Origin of the sequence: Nocardia sp. NPDC002869 (assembly GCF_046764065.1) — a bacterium.
Lineage (GTDB): Bacteria > Actinomycetota > Actinomycetes > Mycobacteriales > Mycobacteriaceae > Nocardia > Nocardia rhamnosiphila.
This window is the reverse complement of record NZ_JBKOOL010000100.1, coordinates 1-20,936: the sequence shown is the minus strand read 5'-3', so window position 1 is coordinate 20,936 and position 20,936 is coordinate 1. Positions and strand designations below refer to the sequence as shown.

The window sequence follows — 20,936 nt, the reverse complement described above, 5'->3', positions numbered from 1 at the left end:
CACCAGGGGGCCTCAACCCCGCGCCGCCGCAGGCGGCGCCAAAAACACAGCACCTCCACGAGCAGGTCCACCTGCTCGCCTTCGCACACTGGTCCGCCCTTGATCCTCGCGTCAGCGTGCCACAGCGCAGTGGCGTTCGCGAGCAGGCCTACCTGCCCGCATCCATCTATCGGAGGGGTGAGGGACCGGTGCGCTTCTCCGCCCGCCGTCCCCGCGCCCCGGACGGCGACCGTGCGCGATCGGTCGCTGCAGGCCGTCGCATCGATACCGAGCGACCCCTGGCAGCGCTGGCGGGCTCGTCCCACCGGGTTTTGCCCAGGTGGCCGGTTCGCCGTATTGTGGTGTGGTTGCTCGCCGATTCCGGCGCAAACCAACAGCCCCGACCCACCAGTGGAGTGTTTGCGATGCCTGCCGATGCCACCGCGCGCTCGCGTTCCGGTGCACCTCGTGCACACGGCGCGGGTTTCGTGCTGGATGTCCGCAGCCTCGGTCGCGCCCCGGGCTCGATGCGCGAACTGCGGCGGACGGTCACCACCACCGAACGACTCGGACTCGACCTCGTCGGGGTACCCGTCGACGCGGAGGTCGAGCTGGATCTGCGGTTGCAATCCGTGTCCGAGGGGGTGCTCGTCACCGGGACCCTCGAGGCGCCGGTGACCGGTGAGTGCTCGCGGTGCCTCGAACCGTTCACCGATTCGGTGCGGTTGTCGCTGACCGAGTTGTTCGCCTACCCGGAGAGTGCCACCGACCAGACCTCCTCCGAGGACGAGGTCTACCGGCTGCGCGACGATCTCATCGACCTGGAACCCCTGGTGGTGGACCAGCTGGGCCTGGAGTTGCCGCTACAGCCGCTGTGCTCACCGGACTGCGCGGGCCTGTGCCCGGAGTGCGGTGTTCGGATGGCGATTGCGGGATCCGATCACGGGCATGAGATACTTGATCCCCGCTGGGCCGGGCTGGCGAATTTCGCCTCCGGATCGCCCGGCAGCGGCAGCCCCGACGAGGGTGCGGCCACCGGAGATCATTCCACCGAGACAGCACGTAACAGTACAGAGGAGAATTAGTCGTGGCCGTTCCCAAGCGCCGGATGTCCCGTTCCAACACCCGGTCGCGGCGCAGCCAGTGGAAGGCCGCCGCTCCCACCCTGATCACCTGCCCGAACCGGGCGTGTGGTCAGAAGACCCCGCCGCATATCGCGTGCCCCTCCTGCGGTACTTACAAGGGCCGCCAGGTCGTTTCCGCCGTCTGACCCCCGGTCGACCGTTGACCGCGGGTAGAGACGAACCCGGTGAACCGGGTGATCATTCGGGCCTGCTCGCCGCCCTGGGCGTCGAGTTGGCTCCGGAATTGTTGCGACTGGCGCTGACCCATCGCTCGTACGCGTACGAGAACGGCGGCCTGCCGACCAATGAGCGGCTCGAGTTCCTCGGGGACTCCGTGCTCGGTCTGAGCATCACCGAACGGCTCTACCACGAGCATCCGGAGAAATCCGAGGGTGAGCTGGCCAAGCTGCGCGCAAGTGTGGTGAATATGCATGCGCTCGCCGAGGTGGCACGCAACCTGGGTGAGGGTGGTCTGGGCGCGCATCTGCTGCTCGGCAAAGGTGAGGAACTCACCGGCGGCCGGGACAAGCCCAGCATCCTCGCCGACGGTATGGAATCGCTGCTCGGCGCCGTCCACCTCGAGCACGGCATCGACGTGGCCCGTGAGGTCGTGCTGCGGCTCTTCGCCGACCTGCTCGAACGCGGCCCGCGGATGGGCGCGGGGCTGGACTTCAAGACCAGCCTGCAGGAGCTGACCGCCGAGCGCGGTCTCGGTGTACCCAGCTACGAGATCACGTCCACCGGCCCCGACCACGACAAGGAATTCACCGCGACCACCGTGATCGCCGGGGATGCCTACGGTCAGGGAGTCGGCCGGTCGAAGAAAGAAGCCGAGCAGAAGGCGGCGGGCGCGGCCTACCGCGCGTTGACCGGCGAATCCTGAATGCCCGAACTGCCCGAGGTGGAGGTCGTACGCCGCGGCCTCACCGAACATCTGTGCGGGCGGACCGTCGAATCGGTCACCGTCACCCATCCGCGGTCGGTGCGCCGGCACGAGCCGGGCGCCGCCGATATGGCGGCCCGGCTCACCGGGCTCACGGTGGCCGCGGCGCAGCGGCGCGGGAAGTATCTGTGGCTCACCTTCGCCGAACCCGGCGGTGGGTCCGCTGATACCGCGCTGGTCGTGCATCTCGGTATGAGCGGGCAGATGCTGGTACAGCCCGCCGGCGCCCCGGTGGAGAAGCACGCCCATATCCGGGCGACCCTCGACGACGGGCGCGAGTTGCGCTTCGTCGACCAGCGCACCTTCGGTGGCTGGGTGCTGGCGCCGCTGGTGGAGGTGGACGGTGATCTGCTGCCCGACCTGCTCGCGCATATCGCCCGCGACCCGCTGGACCCCCGGTTCGACGCCGAGCGGGTGGTCGGTGTGCTGCGGACCAAGAACACCGAGATCAAGCGGGTGCTGCTGGATCAGGCCGTGATCTCCGGGATCGGCAACATCTACGCCGACGAGGCCTTGTGGCGGGCGAAGGTGCACGGCGGCCGGATCGCCTCGGCGCTCACCCGTCCGGCACTGCGCACCCTGCTCGCCGAGGCCCGCGCGGTGATGACCGACGCGCTCGCCGCCGGCGGTACCTCCTTCGACGCCCTGTATGTGAATGTGAACGGCGAATCCGGCTACTTCGAGCGCGCCCTGGCGGTGTACGGGCGCGGCGACCGGCCGTGCCCGCGCTGCGGGGCGGTGATCGTGCGGGAGAAGTTCATGAACCGCTCGTCCTTTTCCTGTCCGCGCTGTCAGCCGCCACCACGCGGGCGCCGAATTTCTTCCTGACGACCCTCTCGCGCCGGGCCCGGCGGCGGGCTACGGTGGGCCTCGGCAAGATCACCGACCCGGTCCGGCTGGGAGGCAAGGCCATGCGCAAGCTCACCTATTACGTCGCCGCCACCATCGATGGGTTCATCGCCACCGAGGACGGCTCGGTGGACTTCTTCCCGGTCGGTGGCGATCACGGCCCCGCCATCACCGCGCAGTATCCGGAAACGCTGCCGTCGCGGGTGCGCGAATCGCTGGGTATCACCAAGCGCAACGAGAACTTCGACACCGTGATCATGGGCCGCAGGACGCACGATTTCGGGGTCCGAACCGGCACCGCGAACCCGTACGCGCATCTACGGCAGTACGTGGTGTCCACGACGCTCACCGCTCCGCCGGACCCGGCGGTGGCGCTGATCGGCGCCGATCCGGTCGCGGCGGTCGCCGGACTCAAACGGGAGCAGGGTCTGGGGATCTGGTTGTGCGGTGGCGGTGAACTGGCCCGGGCGCTGCTGCCGGAGATAGATCAGGTCTTCCTGAAGCTGTATCCGATCGTGCTGGGCCGCGGGCGGCCCCTGTTCGGCACCGGCCCGCAACTGCCGGATCCGGCGTGTTTCCGGGTGATTACCAGTCAGGTCTTCGAGGACGGTGTCGCCTTCGTGAAGTACGGCCGGGTGGGTTAGGCGGTGGCGGACGAGCCGCAGGGGCCGGAGCCGGCCGGACCGGGCGCTCCGGGGCCGGTCGCGGCCCTGCGCGAGATCGGGTTCTGGCTCGAACGCGACCGGGCACAGACGCATCGGGTGAAGGCCTACCGCCGGGCCGCCGATATTCTCGCCGGCCTCGACGCTGCCGCCGCCGATCGGCACCGCCGGAATCGCAGCTGGCAGGAACTGGCGGGGATCGGCCCCAAAACCGCCGCGGTGATCGAGGAGGCGTACGACGGGACCGTACCCCACTATCTGGCCGAACTGCGCGCCGCCGCGAAACCGATCGGTGCGGAAGGCGCGCCGCTGCGGGAGCTGCTGCGCGGTGATCTGCACACCCATTCGGACTGGTCGGACGGCGGTAGCCCGATCGCCGAGATGATGGGCTGTGCGGCCGCGATCGGGCACGAGTACTGCGCCCTCACCGACCATTCGCCGCGGCTCACCGTGGCAGGCGGACTCTCGGCCGACCGGCTGCGGCGGCAGCTGGACGTGGTGGCCGCCCTCAACGCGGAACTGGCGCCGCTGCGGGTACTGACCGGCATCGAGGTCGATATCCTCGACGACGGCTCGCTCGATCAGGACGCCGATCTGCTCGCCGAACTCGATATCGTCGTCGCCAGTGTGCATTCGCGGTTGCGCGACGACCGCGACACCATGACCCGGCGGATGGTGTACGCGGTGGCGAATCCGAATGTCGATGTGCTCGGCCACTGCACCGGCCGGTTGGTCGAGGGCGGGCGCGGCACCCGGCCGGAATCGGATTTCGACGCTGCGATCGTATTCGAGGCCTGCCGCCGCTACGGTACGGCGGTCGAGATCAACAGCCGTCCCGAGCGGCGGGACCCGCCGTCGCGGCTGATCCGGCTCGCCGTGGAGATGGGTTGCGAGTTCTCCATCGACACCGACGCGCACGCACCGGGCCAGCTGGACTGGCAGGGTTACGGATGCGCCCGCGCGGTGGCCGCCGAGGTCCCGCCGGAGCGGATCGTGAACACCCACCCGGTGGACGAACTGCTGGAGTGGACCCGTACTCCCGGGCGGTGACCGGCACGTGGGGTGGACGTATCGCGGCCGCATGAGGTGATCACCTCGGTCCGTCGGCGGTGACCGCGTGGTGAACGCCGGCCGAACAGTTCACGTGCTCGGCCGGTTTCGGTTTCCGGTGCCCAAAGATGGTGGGAACTGTGTCGATTCGGGGGAGGGTAGCCGCTGGTGAGCGAACTGTTGCTCAATCTCGTTCTGCCGCTGGCCGGTATCGCGATACCGGTGGCCGCGTTCCTGTGGGAGTTCGTGGTCGTCGGCCGGAAACGCCTCGGGTGGCGGGTGCAAATGGACACCCCGGTCACCGGCGAGGCCGAATCCGGGCATGCGGGAGCACTGCGGCAACTCCGGCAGACCTCCGACGGCACCGAGCGCAACCTGCAGAACCTGTCGGTGGTGCTGGTGCGGATCGAGAACAACGGCGCCACCACCATCGATGCCGCGGATTATGTGACCGCGCAGAACAGTCAGGCCGGTCTGCACCTGCAGTTCCCGGACCGCAAAGTGATCGGGATGGCGGTCACCGAATTGAGCAATCCGGGCCTGGCAGTCTGTTTCGAACCCGATTCGGGTTTCGGGCACCGGCAACTCGAGCAGGGTATCGGCGTGATCGACCTGCCCAAGGTCCCGCTGAACCGCAACGATCACTACAAGATCCTGGCCACTCTGGAGCGCACTTCGGGGCACGGCCCCTACCCCGACCCGGTCATGCAGGGTGTGGTGACCGGTGGGGGTATCACCAGGACAAAAGGCCGCACCGGGGTTTCGCTGCTGATGGTGGCGCTCACCGGGTTCCTCGTCCTGGTCATCGCGGCGATGGCCGTCCTCGATATCGCCGAACCCGAGCCCGCGCCGCTGGGCTGCGCGACCGGTGAGCTGACCGTGGTCGGTTCCACCGCCTTCGAGCCGGTGATCCGGGAGGCGGCCCGGCTCTACGAGCGAACATGTCCCGGGTCCGGTTTCACCTTCGGCTTCGAGGGCGGCGAACGCGGTATGGCGCGGCTCGAAGAAGAGGCCGGTGGTCACGGCGGGCTGCTCGCGATCGGTGACGCACCCAAGGGCGCGGACTATCCGGCTCTGGTGCAGCGGCCGCTGGCGGTATCGCTGTTCTCGGTGGTCGTGCATCCGAGTGCGGGAGTGCGGGATCTGACGGCCGGGCAGATCCGCGACCTGTTCCAGGGGCGGGTGGCGAACTGGCGGGAGGTGGGCGGCGCAGATCAACCGGTACGCGTGGTCAACCGCTATGCCGGCTCGGGCTCGCGCTGGACCTTCGAATCCCGCCTGCTCGATTCCGCGCAACCGCCCGAACCCGGAGTGACCTGCCGCGAACTGCGGCGAGGCGCTGCCCCCGGACGCTGCCAGACGCTCTACACCGACGATATGCTCGCCGAGGTCGCCGCCACGACCGGTGCGATCGGTTACAGCGAATCCGCCGATGCCGCCGATGCCGCGGGGGTGGTGGGGGTGACGATCGACGGCCGTCGCGCCACCCGGGACGAGGTCGCCGCCGGTGGCTATCCGCTGTGGGGAGTGGAGTACGCGTTCGGCCACGGTGATTTCGCGCCGGGTTCGTTGGGTGCCGGGTTCCTGCGGTTTCTCGTCGGTGAGGCCGGTCAGGATGTGATCCGCTCCTCCGGCAATCTGCCGTGTGCCGACGTCGCCGACCCCGCGCTATGCCACCCGCGTGCCTGACGATGCCCCGCGGCGGCGCAGGGTGCCGACCGGTGCGACCGCGCGCAGCGGGCCCGGCGACCTCGGGGCCGGCGGTGGCCCGGGGCGGGTGCGCGAAGAAGAGGGCGAGCAGAAGGTCGCCGGCGGGATCTCGGTGCCGGTCGGCCTGCGGTGCCCGGGGGCGTGAACCCGCGCATGTCGGCGTGAACAACGCGTAAGTATCGGGGGTCCGGCCGGGTCGGCGGGGTAGTTTCCGACGTACCCACCCGAACGACCGGAACTTCCCGGCACCACGGGCGCGGTACGGCGCCGGAGGGGTCTCCGGTGCCGGGAACCGGACGGAGAGGACGGCCATGTCCCTGGTGGCATGCGCATTGATCGCGGGATTCGTCTTCGGTCTGCTCCTGCTGCGGGCCGTGGCGGTGTTTCTCCAAGCGCGCGATGAGCATCGGGTCCGGGTACCGGTGCGCAGTCGTCGTCGGCCACACCGGCGCTGAGCGGCCGAGGTCGGGTGCGCGGTGTGGCGACGGCGGGTGGCAGGATCGCGAGCATGGTTGACAACACCTCTGCGGCATCCGTCTCGGCGGCGGGCGAGACGGTGCCCGCGGCGCAGGCCGGGCCGACCACCCTGTGGGTGGAACGGACGGGTACCCGCCGCTACACCGGTCACAGTTCGCGCGGCGCCGAGGTGCTCATCGGTTCCGAGGGCGTACCCGGCGTGTTCACCCCCGGCGAGCTGCTGAAGATCGCGCTGGCGGCCTGCTCGGGCATGAGCTCGGATTTCCCGCTGTCGCGGCGGCTCGGTGACGACTACGACGCGACAATCCGGGTGTCCGGTGCCGCCGACCGGGAGAACGAGGTGTATCCGCAGCTCGACGAGGTCTTCGAGCTCGACCTCAGCGAGCTCGACGCGGCGGCCCGGGACCGGTTGCTGGTGACGGTGCAGCGGGCCATCGACAAAGTCTGCACGGTCGGCCGCACCTTGAAGGCCGGCAGCAAGGTGACATTGTCGTTCGATATCGACACGGTCGACTGATCGTGGCCGCAGCGACGGACGGATCCGACCCGGTGCGGCTGAGTGCGTGGGTGCACGGATACGTGCAGGGTGTGGGCTTCCGGTGGTGGACGCGGGCGCGGGCGCTGGAGCTCGGCCTCGCCGGGCATGCCACGAATGCCGCCGACGGCCGGGTGCACGTGGTGGCGGAGGGGCCGCGTGCCGCGGCCGACCGGTTGCTGGCGTTGCTGCGGTCGGGGGAAACGCCCGGCCGGGTGGATCTGGTGGTCGAGTCGTGGGAGCCGGCGCGGGGTGGGCTGGACGGTTTCGCCGAACGGTAGCCCGCGGCGGCTCCCCCTTGACATAACACAGTGGAAGGTACACTCTGGTTTAATCCATTGTGGAATGTGGTCCGACCTGTAAGGGGAGCGGTTATGGAGATCACGACGGGTACCCGGGCCTCGGACGCCGAACGCGATCGGATCGTGCGCGAGCTGAGCCGCCATCTCGGCGACGGCCGCATCGACCTGGCCGAATACGATCAGCGGGTCGCGCAGGTGTACCGCACCACCACCCGCGAGGAACTCACCGGCGTCCTCGCGGACCTACCCACCCCGGCACCGGCGCGTCCGGCGACACCGCGCTCGCGGTTCCCGATCTGGCAGCGGATCGAGGCCACCGCGTGGCTCACGGTCAGTGTGCTGGTTCTGGTGATCTGGGGTGCGATCTCGCTCGGTGTCGGTGAGTTCACCTATTTCTGGCCCATATGGGTCATCGGCCCGTGGGGCGCGGTGCTGGCAGTACGGGCGGCAACCGGTATCGAGAGCGGCCACCGCTATCGCCGGAAGATATAACGCCCGGTAGCCTTCGTGACATCCGGTCGGCGGGCACGCCCGGCCGCGGTCGCCGGGGTACCCGGCAATCGACCGGCCACGGCCGGTGCGCCGGTTGGGGTCACGGCGCCGCGGGCCTATACCATGGCTGATCGGCCTGGGCGAGGCGGAGAGTCACGGAGGCGGAAAGGGTCGTCGGCGTTGCACCTGAAGAGCTTGACGTTGAAGGGTTTCAAATCCTTCGCGTCCGCGACGACCCTGCGCTTCGAGCCCGGGATCACCTGTGTGGTGGGGCCGAACGGATCCGGTAAATCCAATGTCGTCGACGCGCTCACCTGGGTGATGGGCGAACAGGGTGCCAAGGCGTTGCGTGGCGGGAAGATGCAGGACGTCATCTTCGCCGGTACCTCCGGGCGGGCCCCGCTGGGCCGCGCCGAGGTCACGCTGACCATCGACAATTCCGACGGCGCCCTGCCCATCGACTACGCCGAGGTCTCCATCACCCGCCGCATGTTCCGCGACGGCGCCGGCGAATACGAGATCAACGGCAACTCCTGCCGGCTCATGGATGTGCAGGAACTGCTCAGCGATTCCGGTATCGGCCGGGAAATGCACGTCATCGTCGGGCAGGGCCAGCTCTCCGCGATTCTCGAATCGCGCCCCGAGGACCGGCGCGCCTTCATCGAGGAAGCCGCCGGTGTGCTCAAACACCGCAAACGCAAGGAAAAGGCCGTTCGCAAACTGGATGCGATGCAGGCCAACCTGGCCCGGCTCACCGACCTCACCACCGAACTCCGCCGCCAGCTCAAACCGCTGGGCCGGCAGGCGGAGGTCGCGCGCCGGGCGCAGACGGTGCAGGCGGATCTGCGCGACGCCCGGCTGCGGCTGGCCGCCGACGATCTGGTCACCCGGCGCCACGAACTGGAGAGTCAGCAGAGCAAAGAGGCCTACGCGCGGGAACAGCAGATCACCGTGCGCAGCGAACTCGATGCCGCGAATGCCGCGCTCGCCCAGCAGGAATACCAGCTCTCCCGGCTCACTCCCGGCGCCGAGGCCGCCGGACAGTTGTGGTTCCAGCTCTCCGCGCTCTCCGAACGGGTCAACGCCACCATCCGGATCGCCGGCGATCGCGCCCGGCACCTCGATACGGCCGCCCCCGCGAATACCGGCCGCGACCCCGATCAGCTCGAGGCCGAGGCCGACCGGGTGGAGGCCGAGGAAGCCGAACTGCGCGAGGCCGTCGAAATGGCCACCGAAACGCTGGAGGCCGCGCGGGAGAGTCTGGGCGATCGCGAGCACGCCGCCAAGGCCGCCGAACAGGCGCATCTGGCCGCGGTACGGGCCATCGCCGACCGGCGTGAGGGGCTGGTCCGGTTGTCCGGGCAGGTCGAGAACCTGCGCACCCGCGCGCAATCGATCGACGCCGAGATCGTGCGGTTGTCCACCGCCCTCACCGAGGCCCGGGCGCGAGGTACCGCGGCACAGTCGGAATTCGATGCCGTACAGGACGAACTGGCCGAGCTGGACGCCGGCGAGGCCGGACTCGACGCCCAGCACGAGCACGCCGTGGAGGCGCTCGGACTGGCCGACCGCCGGGTCACCGAACTGCGCGCCGAGGATCGGGAGGCCGGTCGGCTGGTGGCCTCGCTGTCCGCGCGGATCGAAGTGCTCGGCATGAACCTGGCCAGTCGCGACGGCGCGGCCTGGCTCACCGAGAACCATCCGGCCGGACTGCTGGGCCCGCTCTCGGGGCAGTTGCGGGTACACACCGGGTACGAGTCCGCGGTCGCGGCGGTACTGGGGCCGGTGGCCGAAGCGGTGGTGGCCGATACCGGGGAGACGGCCCTCAGCGCACTGCGGGCGCTGGGGAAAGCCGACGGTGGACGGGCCGCACTGGTCTACGAGGGGCCGGCGGCGGCCGATCTCGACGAACCGGCACTGCCCGGGGCGGTACGCTGGTTGCTGGATGTGGTGGACTGCCCGGGGCCGGTACGCGCGGCCGTGGTGGCGCTGACCCGCCGGGTCGCGGTGGTCGACGATCTGGACGCGGCGTCCGCGCTGCTGAGTGCGCGCCCGGAACTGCGGGTGGTCACCCGCGAGGGCGATCTGGCCGGGACCGGATGGCTGGTCGGCGGTTCGGACCGCTCACCCAGCCGGTTGGAGATCCAGGCGAGTATCGATGCCGCCGAGGCCGATCTGGTCGCCGCCCGCCGGCACGCCGAAGAATTGGAAGCGAGCCTGGCCGGGGCGCTGGAGGAACAGGCCGACCGCAAAGAAGCGGTCGACCACGCCCTGCTGGCCCTGCACGAATCCGATCAGGCCCTCAATGCCGTCTACGAGCGGCTCGGCCGGCTCGGTGCGGCCGTCCGCGCCGCCGACGCCGAATCCGAGCGGCTGACCGGCCAGCGCGCCGATGCCGAGACCGCACACGAGAAAGCCGTCGGTGAGCTGGCCGAGCTCGAGGACCGGCTGCGGCACGCCGAGCGCGAACAGGCCGATACCGACACCGATGCCGCCGGCGCCGCCGGAACCGAGGCCGCCGCACTGGCCCGGGAGGAGGCCGCTGCCGCGCTCGCCGAAGCCCGGGCCATGGAGGTGGAAGCGCGGCTGGCGGTGCGCACGGCCGAAGAGCGTGCCGAATCGGTCCGCGGTAAGGCGGATTCGCTGCGGCGCACCGCCCGTGCCGAACGCGAGGCGCGGGCCCGGGCCGAACGGGCGCAGGCCGCCCGGCGACAGGCCGCCGGCGTCGCCGCCGCGGTCGCCGAATCCGGTGCGGATCTGGCGGCCGAACTCGAGAAAGTGGTGGCCGCCGCCGCCGCACGCCGCGACGAACTGGTCCGGCGGCGTACCGAATGCGCCACCGAGGTGGACCGGATCAAAGAGCGGGTGCGGGCTCTGAACGCCCAGCTCGAACAGCTCACCGACGCGGTCCACCGGGACGAGGTGGCCAAAGCGCAGGCGGCGTTGCGGATCGAACAGCTGGAAACCACCATCGCCGACCAGTTCGGTATCGCGCTCGACGATCTGATCGCCGAATACGGTCCCGCGGTCGCCCTGCCACCCAGCGAGCTGGAGATGCGGGAATACGAGCAGGCCAAGGAACGCGGTGAGCAGGTCAGCGCGCCGGCGCCGATGCCGTTCGACCGCGCCTCGCAGGAGCGGCGCGCCAAACGCGCCGAAAAGGATCTGGCCACCCTCGGCAAGGTCAACCCGCTGGCCCTCGAGGAGTTCGCGGCGCTCGAGGAGCGCTACAACTTCCTGGCCACCCAGCTCGAGGACGTCAAGAAGGCCCGCCAGGATCTGCTGGACGTGGTGGGCGAGGTCGACGCGCGGATCCTGCAGGTCTTCACCGACGCCTACGCCGATGTGGAACGGGAGTTCGTCCAGGTCTTCGCCGCGCTGTTCCCCGGCGGCGACGGCCGGCTGCTGCTCACCGATCCCACCGATATGCTCACCACCGGTATCGAAGTGGAGGCGCGCCCGCCCGGGAAGAAGGTCAAGCGGTTGTCGCTGCTGTCCGGCGGGGAGAAATCACTGACCGCCGTGGCGCTGCTGGTCGCGATCTTCCGTGCCCGCCCCTCGCCGTTCTATGTGATGGACGAGGTGGAGGCGGCACTCGACGACACCAACCTGCGCCGGCTCATCGGACTGTTCGAGCAGTTGCGGGAGAAGAGCCAGCTGATCGTCATCACCCACCAGAAGCCGACCATGGAGATCGCCGACGCGCTCTACGGCGTGAGCATGCGCGGCGACGGCATCACCCAGGTCATCTCGCAGCGACTGCGCGGGCACGATCTCGCGGCGGCCGGGAGCGCGGCGGAGTAGCCGCCGCGCCCGACCACCGGCCGTGGGTCCGCGCCGGCGTTCAGAGCAGGTCGCTGACGTCGTCGGGTACGTCTACCGCGTATTTGCGCAGGATTTCCATAGCAATCACTTCCAGGGCATTCTCATGGGTCGCCGCCAGCACCACCGGTGCGGCGACACCGTCCTCGTGCGCGTGTAACCAGCGCACCGCCACGACACACCATCTGTCCCCCGGCTGGAGCCCGGGGAAATTGTTCTCCGGACGAGGCGTACTCAGATCGTTTCCGATGGACGCCTGATGCTCGAGGAACTCTGCTGTGACGACCGTGCACACGGTATGGCTGCCCAGGTCCTCCGGGCCGGTGCTGCAGCAGCCGTCCCGGTAGAACCCGGTCAGAGGATCGGTGCCGCACTCTTGTAGCGGACCCCCAAGCACGTTTCGATCGGTCACATCGCCGATCCTATTGGCCTGTCGCGAGAAGTTCCGCAGGACAAGAAATCTCACCGGTGGTGTTCGCGGGGCTGAGCTGGGGATGTACCGGGTGCGCGGCAGCGGGTGCGGGCCGCCGCCGCGCGGGCCGGCCCGGGTAACCTACCGCTCGGTACCGCTCTGGAAGGATGGTCGGCGTGAGTGCGCAAGCCTGGATTCTGATCGCAGTGATCGCCGCCGTACTGCTGGTCGCGCTCGTGGCCGGTTTCGTCCGGTACAAGCGTGGCCGGGTCTCGCTGACGGCGCCGGCGGAGAAGCAAGAGCTGACCGACCGGTCGGGCGGGTATCAGGCGGCGGGTGGATTCTCCTTCAGCCAAGGCGGCCGGGGCGCCACCGCCGCCCCCGTACCGCCGGGGCCCAGCCCTGTGGAAAGGGCGGCCCCGAGTCCCACTGAGCGGACCGATGTGGAGGGTCAGCCGCATATCGGCGACGACGCCGCCGTCCCGCGGGACGCGCCGCGCCGCGGCATCACCGATGTACCGCTACCCGAGGCCGATACCGTCGACACCGCGACCGGCACCGAATCCGGCGCGACGACCGCCGACGGCACCGGCACCGTCCCGCCCGAGACGACCGAGACGACCTCCGCACCGGGGGATACCGGGACTGCCGGGCCTACGGACACCGCAGCCACCGGGCCGGTAACGGAACCCGGCACCGGCCATGTCCCCGCGCCCCCGGATACTGCCGCGGCCGAAGCGGCCGCCGAGCAGGCGAGCGCACCCGCCGAAGCGGGCGTGGAGCCGGCGGTGGTGGCCCCCGATACCGCCGCCGGAGCCCATCTGGTTCCGGAGGTCGAGGAGATCGCGCCGACCTCGGGCCGGTTGACCCGGCTGCGGGGGCGGTTGTCCCGGTCGCAGAACGCGGTCGGCAAGAGCCTGCTGGGGTTGCTCGGCGGTGGCGACCTGGACGAGGACTCCTGGGAAGAGGTCGAGGACACGCTGGTGATGGCCGATATCGGCACCGCGGTCACCACCGTCATCGTGGAACGGCTGCGCGAGGAGATGGCCGCCCGCAGTGTTCGCACCGCCGACGACGCGCGGTCGGTCCTGCGCGAGGTACTGATCGAATCGCTGCATCCGGAACTGGACCGTTCGGTGCGCGCGCTCCCGCACGCCGATCACCCGTCGATCCTGCTCGTGGTCGGGGTGAACGGCACCGGGAAGACGACCACCACCGGCAAACTCGCCCGGGTGCTGGTCGCCGACGGACGCCGGGTACTGCTCGGGGCCGCGGATACCTTCCGCGCCGCGGCGGCCGATCAGTTGCAGACCTGGGGTGAACGGGTCGGCGCGGATACCGTGCGCGGCCGCGAGGGCGCCGACCCGGCCGCCGTCGCCTTCGACGCCGTCTCCACCGGTATCGACGCCGGTGTGGACGTGGTCCTGGTCGATACCGCGGGCCGATTACACACCAAGACCGGACTCATGGACGAACTGGGCAAGGTCAAACGCGTCGTGGAGAAGAAGGCCTCGGTGGACGAGGTGCTGCTGGTACTCGACGCCACGGTGGGCCAGAACGGTCTCGCGCAGGCCCGTATCTTCGCGGAAGTGGTGGATATCAGCGGTGTCGTACTGACCAAGCTGGACGGCACCGCCAAGGGCGGAATCGTCTTCCAGATCCAGCACGAACTGGGCGTACCGGTCAAACTGGTGGGTCTGGGCGAGGGCGCCGATGATCTGGCGCCGTTCGAACCCTCCGCCTTCGTCGACGCGCTCCTCGGCTAGCGGTCCTGCCCGCGCAGATCGGCGGATCGGGCTGCTTCCGGCGTATCGCACAGCGGTCCGGAAACCTCCGCACAGCGTGCGCAACACACCCGAAACATGGGGGCGTGATCCATTCACCTAGGTGAAACACCTGGGCGTCACGGATGAAACACCGAATGAGGACCCTTCATAAGCGGGCCCGATGTCGCGTGAGCGGCGGGGCCAGAGGATGAGGGAGGAAACTGGTGGAAACCGTGATCGGCGCGCCCAACGCCGGCGACACCGCATGGATACTGACGAGCGCTGCGCTCGTCTTGTTGATGACACCCGGGCTGGCGTTCTTCTACGGCGGTATGGTCCGCGGCAAGAACGTGCTCAACATGATCATGATGAGCATCAGCGCGATGGGCGTGGTCACCGTGCTCTGGGTGCTGTACGGCTTCTCGGTCGCATTCGGCACCGACAAAGGCGGACTACTCGGGGACCCCGGGCAGTTCTTCGGCCTGAAGACCCTGATCGCCGGGTTCGGCGACGAATCGGCGGGTGTCCCGCTGATCGGGACCATTCCCGCGACGGTTTTCGTCGCGTTCCAGGCGATGTTCGCGATCATCACCGTGGCGCTCATCTCCGGTGCGGTGGCCGACCGCCTGAAGTTCAGCGCGTGGCTGGTCTTCGCCGCCATCTGGGCCACCGTGGTGTACTTCCCGGTCGCGCACTGGGTCTGGGGTGGCGGCTGGATCATGGAGAAGGTCGAGGCCATCGACTTCGCCGGTGGTACCGCCGTACACATCAACTCCGGCGCCGCGGCGCTCGCGCTGGCCATCGTCGTCGGTAAGCGCGCGGGCTGGCCGAAAACTCCCTTCCGTCCGCACAACCTTCCCTTCGTCATGCTCGGTGCCGCGCTGTTGTGGTTCGGCTGGTTCGGCTTCAACGCCGGTTCCGCGGCGGCCGCCGACGGTGTCGCCGGGGCCACCTTCGTCACCACACTGGTCGCCACCGCCGCCGCGCTGATCGGCTGGCTGGTGGTGGAGAAGATCCGCGACGGCAAGCCGACCTCGCTGGGCGCCGCCTCCGGAATCGTCGCCGGCCTGGTGGCCATCACACCCTCCTGCTCCTCGGTGAACGTCCTCGGCGCGCTGGCCATCGGCGTCATCGCGGGTGTGGTCTGCGCCTTGGCGGTGAGCCTGAAGTTCAAGTTCGGCTACGACGATTCGCTCGACGTCGTGGGTATCCACATGGTCGGCGGTATCCTCGGCACGGTGCTGATCGGCGTGTTCGCCGCGCCCGAGGCGCCCGCCGGTGCGGAAGGCCTGTTCTACGGTGGTGATCTCGAGCTGCTGGGGCGGCAGGCCCTCGGCGCGGTCGCGGTTCTGGTGTACTCCTTCGTGATCGCTCTGGTGATCGCGTACGCGATCAAGTTCACCATCGGCCTGCGCGCCGACGCCGAAGCGGAGTCCAACGGTATGGACGATTCCGAACACGCGGAGACGGCATACGATTTCGCTGCACTGGGTGGAACCGCACGTTCGGCCGTCAAGGAGGCATGAACCCCATGAAACTGATCACCGCAATCGTCAAACCGTTCACGCTCGAAGACGTCAAAACCGGCCTGGAGCAGGCGGGCGTATTCGGTATGACCGTGAGCGAGGTCCAGGGATACGGACGGCAGAAGGGGCACACCGAGGTCTACCGCGGTGCCGAGTACTCGGTGGATTTCGTGCCGAAGGTACGGGTCGAGGTCGTGGTCGACGACGCGACAGCGGACCGGGTCGTGGATCTGATCGTCGAGGCCTCGCGCACCGGCAAGATCGGCGACGGCAAGGTCTGGGTCACCCCGGTCGAAACGATCGTCCGGGTCCGGACCGGGGAACGCGGCACCGACGCGCTATAGACCGCTGCGCGCATCGAGCGCGCCGGCGGGTGCACGACGACAACGCGGCCCCGCTCCCACCGATTACCGGTCGGGGCGGGGTCGCCTGCGTGAACGGGTGGTGGTTTTGTTGGGCGACAACCGGCAGGGTCGGGAGCCCGGGCGGACCGATGGTGGGCGGCCCGGAAAAGCGGCCGCACTGTCGCACGGTGCCGCGGACCTGGTACGGGCCCGGGATCAACTGCTGGGCGGCGGCGCGCCGCGACATCCGCGGCTGGACGCCGAATCGCTGCGCGCGGCCCTGGTCGATCTGTACGAGCTGTGGCTCACCAGCAAGGGCGCCGAAGTGGGGATAACGCCGGACAGCGGGCTGGCGATCATGGCCGTGGGCGGGCTCGGCCGCCGGGAGATGCTGCCGTACTCCGATCTGGATCTGGTGCTGTTACACGAGGATATGGACCCGAAACGGGTCGCCGAGATCGCCGACCGGCTCTGGTATCCGCTGTGGGACGCGCATATCAAACTCGATCACAGTGTGCGCACGGTCCCGCATGCCCTGAAGGTGGCCTCCGACGATCTGGTGGCCGCGCTCGGCATGCTCGACGCCCGCCACATCGTGGGCAACTGCGATCTCAGCGACCGGGTCGTCGCGGGGATCCGCAAGGACTGGCGCAGCGGAATACGGGGTCGGTTCGACGAACTGGTCGCCGGGGTCCGCGCGCGCTGGGAACGCAGTGGTCAGGTCGCCCACCGCAGCGAGCCGGATCTGAAGAACGGGCGCGGCGGATTGCGCGATATCCAGCTGCTGGACGCGCTCGCGATCGCCCAGCTCACCGATGCCATGCCCGGATTGGGCCCGGACGCGCCCGGTGGCGGTCTGGCCCAGGCCCATCGGCGGCTCCTGGATGTGCGCACCGAACTGCACCGGGTCGCGGGCCGGGCCCGCGACCAGTTGCGCGCCCAGGACGCCGACGAAATCGGGGCCGCACTGCGTATCGGAGACCGATTCGATCTGGCCCGCACGCTCAGCGATGCGGCGCGCACCGTCGGATATTCGGTCGATGTGGGCCTGCGCACCGCGGGTAACGCGCTGCCCCGCCGCGGCCTGGCCCGGTTGCGCCGGTTGCCGGTGCGGCGGCCCCTGGACGAGGGCGTGGTCGAACACGCCGGAGAAGTGGTGCTGGCCAGGGATGCCCGGCCCCAGCGTGACCCGGGGCTGGTGCTACGGGTGGCCGCCGCGTCCGCGCAGACCGGGCTGCCGATGTCGGCGACCACCCTGAACCGCCTCTCCGAAGACGCTCCGGAACTGCGCGAGCCGTGGCCCAAGGACGCGTTGAACGATCTGCTGGTGCTGCTGGGCGCGGGCCGGGGCGTGATCGACGCGGTGGAGGCATTGGACCGGACCGGTCTCTGGGGGAGGCTGCTGCCGGAATGGGGTGCGGTCCGGGATCTGCCGCCGCGTGACGCGCTGCACGTGTGGACGGTGGACCGGCACTCGGTGGAAACGGTGGCCTACGCGAGCGCGCTGAGTACCCGGGTGGCCCGGCCCGATCTGCTGGCACTCGGTGCGCTCCTGCACGATATCGGTAAGGGCCGCGTGGAGGACCACTGCGCGGTGGGTGCCGACCTGGCGACCCATATCGGTCGCCGGCTGGGCCTGTGGCCCTCGGATGTGGAGATCCTCAGCGCCATGGTCCGCCACCATCTGCTGCTGCCCGATGTCGCCACGCATCGGGATATCGACGACCCGGACACCGTGCGGTACGTGGTCGACGCGCTGGACAACGATCCGCGGCGGCTCGAACTCCTGCACGCGCTGGCCGAGGCCGATTCGCTGGCCACCGGCCCGGGCGTATGGGGCGAGTGGAAGGCCACCCTGATCGGCGAACTGGTCCGGCGCTGCCGCACCGTGATGGCGGGGGAGACCCTGCCCGAACCCGAACCCATCCCCGAGGAATTGCTGGTCCGCGCCGCTGCCGGCGGTGTGCACGTCGAATTGACGCCGGGCGAGGGGAAATACACCCATATCGCCACGGTGATCGCCCCGGACACCCCCGGACTGCTCTCGAATACCGCGGGCGTACTGGCCCTGCATTCGCTACGGGTGCTCTCGGCGTCGGTCGGCGGGGCAGGGGATTCGGCGATCAACACCTTCGTGGTGACACCGACTTTCGGCGGGCCGCCGGACGCGGGCCTGCTGCGGCAGGAGATCAAACGGGCCGCGGCCGGGGAGCTGGATGTACGGGCGGCGCTGGACGCGCGGGAACGAGAGAACCTCGGCGCCGCGCGCCGGGCCCAGGCCGAGCCCCGGCTGCTGTGGGCGGAGACCGCGATACCCGGGCAGTTGATCCTGCAGTTGCGGGCCGAGGACCGAATCGGGTTGCTCTGCCGGTTGGCCGCGGTGCTGGCGGGCGCGGGCGCCGATGTGCGCTGGGCGAAGGTCGTGACGATGGGTTCGTTCGTGGTGGACGTGTTCTGCGTGGATCTGGGGCACCGATGCGGCCCCGACCGGCGCGCGGAGCTCGAATCGGCGATCCTGGCGGTGGTTCCGCGACCGGCTCCGCGCACACCCCCGGAGCCCGAGCAGAACTAGCGTTCGAGATGAATGTCACCGTTGCGCGTCGATTGCTCACCGTTTGCCAGCGAGTCGGCGATGGCGGGTGATCGGGCCCCTAACATTCGGGTGGTCAGCTGTCGCGCTCATGAGGGGAGCAGGTCGGTGGCAATCCAAGTGGTGACCTCGTCGATCATGACCAGCGATATGACACCGCACATCGCCCGATGTGTAGGTGACGCCTACTGGGTGGTGTCCTGGTTGCCGGGGCGCACACTCACCGAACCCCAGGCGATGGCCGCGATGAATGTGGCCGCCGCTGTAGCGACCAACGGGCTACCGCCCGACGACGACTGGTCGCGGCTGGACAGCCTGTCCCGCGAACTCGGGCTCACCGGGCGCGAGGCAGCTTATCTGGTTGCTGTGGAACAGCACGACTACCGTCGCGGGTTCTCCACCGAGTACATCGGCGACACCTCCGGCGCCGCGGGGTCGGGGCCTTCGTGACCCCGGTTCTTCACTCCGCCGCTCGATCGCTGCGCGCCTTCGCTCCATAACCCGGGCGGACCCTACCGCGGAGACCTGTCCTCCGGGCCGAGGTGTGTGCGGACCGGCGCCACGGCCGGTCTCCGGTACGGCTGCCCGGTGACCAACTGGCGGTGATGTGTGCGAGCAGTCCGGTGCGGGCCCCGGCCCCGCCGGGCCGCCCGCTACTCTGGGACGCCCATTACCCTGGGACTCAGTGACGTCACTCGAGATCAGGAGCGCGCCAGGTGTTCGAATCCCTATCCGACCGGTTGACCGGTGCCCTGAAGGATCTTCGCGGTAAGGGACGTCTGTCGCCGGCCGATATCGACGCCACCTGCCGGGAGATCCGTCTGGCGCTGCTGGAGGCCGACGTCGCGCTGCCCGTGGTCCGCGGTTTCGTCACCCGGATCAAGGAGCGGGCCAAGGGCGCGGAGGTCTCGGCCGCGCTGAACCCGGCCCAGCAGGTCGTCAAGATCGTCAACGAGGAACTCGTCGGGATCCTCGGTGGCGAGACCCGGCGCCTGACGCTGGCCAAGACCCCGCCGACGGTGATCATGCTGGCCGGCCTGCAGGGTGCCGGTAAGACCACGCTCGCCGGCAAGCTCGCCAAATGGCTGCGCGACCAGGGACATCAGCCGCTGCTGGTGGCCTGCGACCTGCAGCGCCCGGGCGCGGTGACCCAGTTGCAGGTGGTCGGCGAACGCGCCGGTGTACCGGTGTTCGCACCGCACCCCGGCACCTCGATCGGTGGCGGCGAGAACGCCCTCGGGATCACCGCGGCCGATCCGGTCGCGGTGGCCGAATCCGGTATCGCCGAGGCGCGTGCCAAACAATACGACGTCGTGATCGTCGACACCGCCGGCCGGCTCGGGATCGACGCCGAACTCATGGCGCAGGCCGCCGGTATCCGCGACGCGGTGAAACCCGACGAGACCCTGTTCGTCCTCGACGCCATGATCGGCCAGGACGCGGTCTCCACCGCCGAGGCCTTCCGTGACGGTGTCGGCTTCACCGGTGTGGTCCTCACCAAACTCGACGGCGACGCCCGCGGTGGCGCGGCGCTGAGCGTGCGCAATGTCACCGGCGCGCCGATCATGTTCGCCTCCACCGGCGAGAAACTCGAGGATTTCGACGTCTTCCATCCCGACCGGATGGCCAGCCGCATCCTCGGTATGGGCGATGTGCTCACCCTCATCGAACAGGCCGAACAGGTCTACGACGCGCAGCAGGCCGAAGAGGCGGCGCGCAAAATCGGCAGCGGCGAGCTCACCCTCGAAGATTTCCTCGACCAGATGCTCGCCATCCGCAAGATGGGGCCCATCGGCAATCTGCTCGGGATGCTGCCGGGCGCCGGTCAGATGAAGGATGTACTGGCCCAGGTCGACGATAAACAGCTCGACCGGGTCCAGGCGATCATCCGCGGTATGACCCCCGCCGAGCGGGAGAACCCGAAGATCATCAACGCCTCCCGCCGGCTGCGCATCGCCAACGGGTCGGGAGTCCAGGTCTCCGATGTCAACCAGCTGGTCGACCGGTTCTTCGAGGCCCGCAAGATGATGACGATGATGGGCCGGCAGATGGGAATGCCCGGCGCCAACCGGCGTAACAAGAAGCAGAAGGGCAAGAAAGGGAAGAAGGGCGGGCGCGGACCCACCCAGCCGAAGATGCGCGGCGGTTTCCCCGGTATGCCGGGCCTGCCCGGCGGCGGTATGCCGGACCTGTCCAATATGCCGCCCGGCCTCGACCAGCTGCCCCCGGGACTGGAAAACTTCGATATCTCCAAGTTCAAGTTCCCGGACAAGTGAGGTGTGTTTATTTGCGGCGCCTTCGGCGCCGCGGGGTTGAGGCCCCCTTGGTCTCGCCGTTCAGGCCTCGAGACTCG

19 protein-coding genes are annotated in these 20,936 nt (G+C 69.4%); 18 read left to right on the top strand and 1 reads right to left on the bottom strand.

Annotated elements, in window-relative coordinates; all coding sequences use genetic code 11:
• Positions 1-404 precede the first annotated feature (404 nt).
• From ACLML9_RS18805 to smc, 12 genes are all read left to right on the top strand, one after another.
• The gene (locus ACLML9_RS18805; RefSeq protein ID WP_411946749.1) at positions 405-1,064 is read left to right on the top strand and encodes a YceD family protein; all 660 of its coding nucleotides are present in this window, start codon (positions 405-407) and stop codon (positions 1,062-1,064) included.
• A gap of 2 nt (positions 1,065-1,066) precedes the next feature.
• Positions 1,067-1,249, top strand: a complete 183-nt coding sequence (gene rpmF / locus ACLML9_RS18800) for a 50S ribosomal protein L32 (protein WP_039825884.1) — start codon at positions 1,067-1,069, stop codon at positions 1,247-1,249.
• Positions 1,250-1,263: 14 nt separating this feature from the next.
• Complete coding sequence (gene rnc, locus ACLML9_RS18795) at positions 1,264-1,986, top strand: ribonuclease III (protein WP_411946748.1); 723 nt, start codon at positions 1,264-1,266, stop codon at positions 1,984-1,986.
• Positions 1,987-2,874: a bifunctional DNA-formamidopyrimidine glycosylase/DNA-(apurinic or apyrimidinic site) lyase gene (mutM, locus tag ACLML9_RS18790; protein ID WP_411946747.1), complete on the top strand. Its 888-nt coding sequence runs from the start codon at positions 1,987-1,989 to the stop codon at positions 2,872-2,874.
• Between the two features lie 83 nt (positions 2,875-2,957).
• Positions 2,958-3,539 (top strand): dihydrofolate reductase family protein, encoded by a 582-nt coding sequence (locus ACLML9_RS18785; protein ID WP_265806270.1) that lies wholly within the window; start codon positions 2,958-2,960, stop codon positions 3,537-3,539.
• Between the two features lie 3 nt (positions 3,540-3,542).
• Positions 3,543-4,607 (top strand): PHP domain-containing protein, encoded by a 1,065-nt coding sequence (locus tag ACLML9_RS18780; protein ID WP_411946746.1) that lies wholly within the window; start codon positions 3,543-3,545, stop codon positions 4,605-4,607.
• A gap of 168 nt (positions 4,608-4,775) precedes the next feature.
• Positions 4,776-6,296 carry a PstS family phosphate ABC transporter substrate-binding protein gene (locus ACLML9_RS18775; protein ID WP_411946745.1) on the top strand — a complete coding sequence of 507 codons (1,521 nt, stop codon included), beginning with the start codon at positions 4,776-4,778 and terminating at the stop codon, positions 6,294-6,296.
• Positions 6,289-6,462, top strand: a complete 174-nt coding sequence (locus ACLML9_RS18770) for a hypothetical protein (RefSeq protein ID WP_411946744.1) — start codon at positions 6,289-6,291, stop codon at positions 6,460-6,462. Before ACLML9_RS18775 ends, ACLML9_RS18770 begins: the two co-directional genes overlap by 8 nt.
• A gap of 363 nt (positions 6,463-6,825) precedes the next feature.
• Positions 6,826-7,311, top strand: coding sequence for an OsmC family protein (locus tag ACLML9_RS18765; protein ID WP_356958738.1), 486 nt, complete (start codon positions 6,826-6,828; stop codon positions 7,309-7,311).
• A 2-nt stretch (positions 7,312-7,313) separates the two neighbouring features.
• Positions 7,314-7,610, top strand: a complete 297-nt coding sequence (locus ACLML9_RS18760) for an acylphosphatase (protein WP_411946743.1) — start codon at positions 7,314-7,316, stop codon at positions 7,608-7,610.
• 93 nt (positions 7,611-7,703) lie between these two features.
• Positions 7,704-8,123 (top strand): DUF1707 domain-containing protein, encoded by a 420-nt coding sequence (locus ACLML9_RS18755; RefSeq protein WP_411946742.1) that lies wholly within the window; start codon positions 7,704-7,706, stop codon positions 8,121-8,123.
• A gap of 180 nt (positions 8,124-8,303) precedes the next feature.
• The gene (gene smc / locus ACLML9_RS18750; RefSeq protein WP_411946741.1) at positions 8,304-11,927 is read left to right on the top strand and encodes a chromosome segregation protein SMC; all 3,624 of its coding nucleotides are present in this window, start codon (positions 8,304-8,306) and stop codon (positions 11,925-11,927) included.
• A 40-nt stretch (positions 11,928-11,967) separates the two neighbouring features.
• Here smc and ACLML9_RS18745 read toward each other — a convergent pair whose 3' ends face one another.
• Positions 11,968-12,357: a DUF2237 family protein gene (locus ACLML9_RS18745; RefSeq protein ID WP_030521801.1), complete on the bottom strand. Its 390-nt coding sequence runs from the start codon at positions 12,355-12,357 to the stop codon at positions 11,968-11,970.
• 167 nt (positions 12,358-12,524) lie between these two features.
• Here ACLML9_RS18745 and ftsY point away from each other — a divergent pair, with 167 nt between their 5' ends.
• The 6 genes from ftsY to ffh all read left to right on the top strand — a co-directional run bounded on the left by ftsY (position 12,525) and on the right by ffh (position 20,859).
• Positions 12,525-14,123: a signal recognition particle-docking protein FtsY gene (gene ftsY / locus ACLML9_RS18740; protein WP_411946740.1), complete on the top strand. Its 1,599-nt coding sequence runs from the start codon at positions 12,525-12,527 to the stop codon at positions 14,121-14,123.
• A gap of 236 nt (positions 14,124-14,359) precedes the next feature.
• Positions 14,360-15,649 (top strand): ammonium transporter, encoded by a 1,290-nt coding sequence (locus tag ACLML9_RS18735; protein ID WP_411946751.1) that lies wholly within the window; start codon positions 14,360-14,362, stop codon positions 15,647-15,649.
• 5 nt (positions 15,650-15,654) lie between these two features.
• On the top strand, positions 15,655-15,993 hold the full coding sequence (locus ACLML9_RS18730; RefSeq protein WP_327152205.1) for a P-II family nitrogen regulator: 339 nt from the start codon (positions 15,655-15,657) through the stop codon (positions 15,991-15,993).
• A gap of 178 nt (positions 15,994-16,171) precedes the next feature.
• Positions 16,172-18,565, top strand: a complete 2,394-nt coding sequence (locus tag ACLML9_RS18725; protein ID WP_411946750.1) for a [protein-PII] uridylyltransferase — start codon at positions 16,172-16,174, stop codon at positions 18,563-18,565.
• Between the two features lie 126 nt (positions 18,566-18,691).
• Positions 18,692-19,033, top strand: a complete 342-nt coding sequence (locus ACLML9_RS18720) for a hypothetical protein (protein WP_084487148.1) — start codon at positions 18,692-18,694, stop codon at positions 19,031-19,033.
• Positions 19,034-19,299: 266 nt separating this feature from the next.
• Entirely contained in the window at positions 19,300-20,859 is a 1,560-nt protein-coding gene (ffh, locus tag ACLML9_RS18715) for a signal recognition particle protein (protein WP_411946739.1), read from the top strand.
• The last annotated feature ends 77 nt before the right edge of the window (positions 20,860-20,936 follow it).

Coding starts and splice junctions, on each gene's coding strand:
- ACLML9_RS18730 (WP_327152205.1), top strand. CDS start 15,655: ATGAAACTGATCACCGCAATCGTCAAACCGTTCACGCTCGAAGACGTC.
- ftsY (WP_411946740.1), top strand. CDS start 12,525: ATGGTCGGCGTGAGTGCGCAAGCCTGGATTCTGATCGCAGTGATCGCC.
- mutM (WP_411946747.1), top strand. CDS start 1,987: ATGCCCGAACTGCCCGAGGTGGAGGTCGTACGCCGCGGCCTCACCGAA.
- ACLML9_RS18785 (WP_265806270.1), top strand. CDS start 2,958: ATGCGCAAGCTCACCTATTACGTCGCCGCCACCATCGATGGGTTCATC.
- ACLML9_RS18805 (WP_411946749.1), top strand. CDS start 405: ATGCCTGCCGATGCCACCGCGCGCTCGCGTTCCGGTGCACCTCGTGCA.
- ACLML9_RS18765 (WP_356958738.1), top strand. CDS start 6,826: ATGGTTGACAACACCTCTGCGGCATCCGTCTCGGCGGCGGGCGAGACG.
- ACLML9_RS18755 (WP_411946742.1), top strand. CDS start 7,704: ATGGAGATCACGACGGGTACCCGGGCCTCGGACGCCGAACGCGATCGG.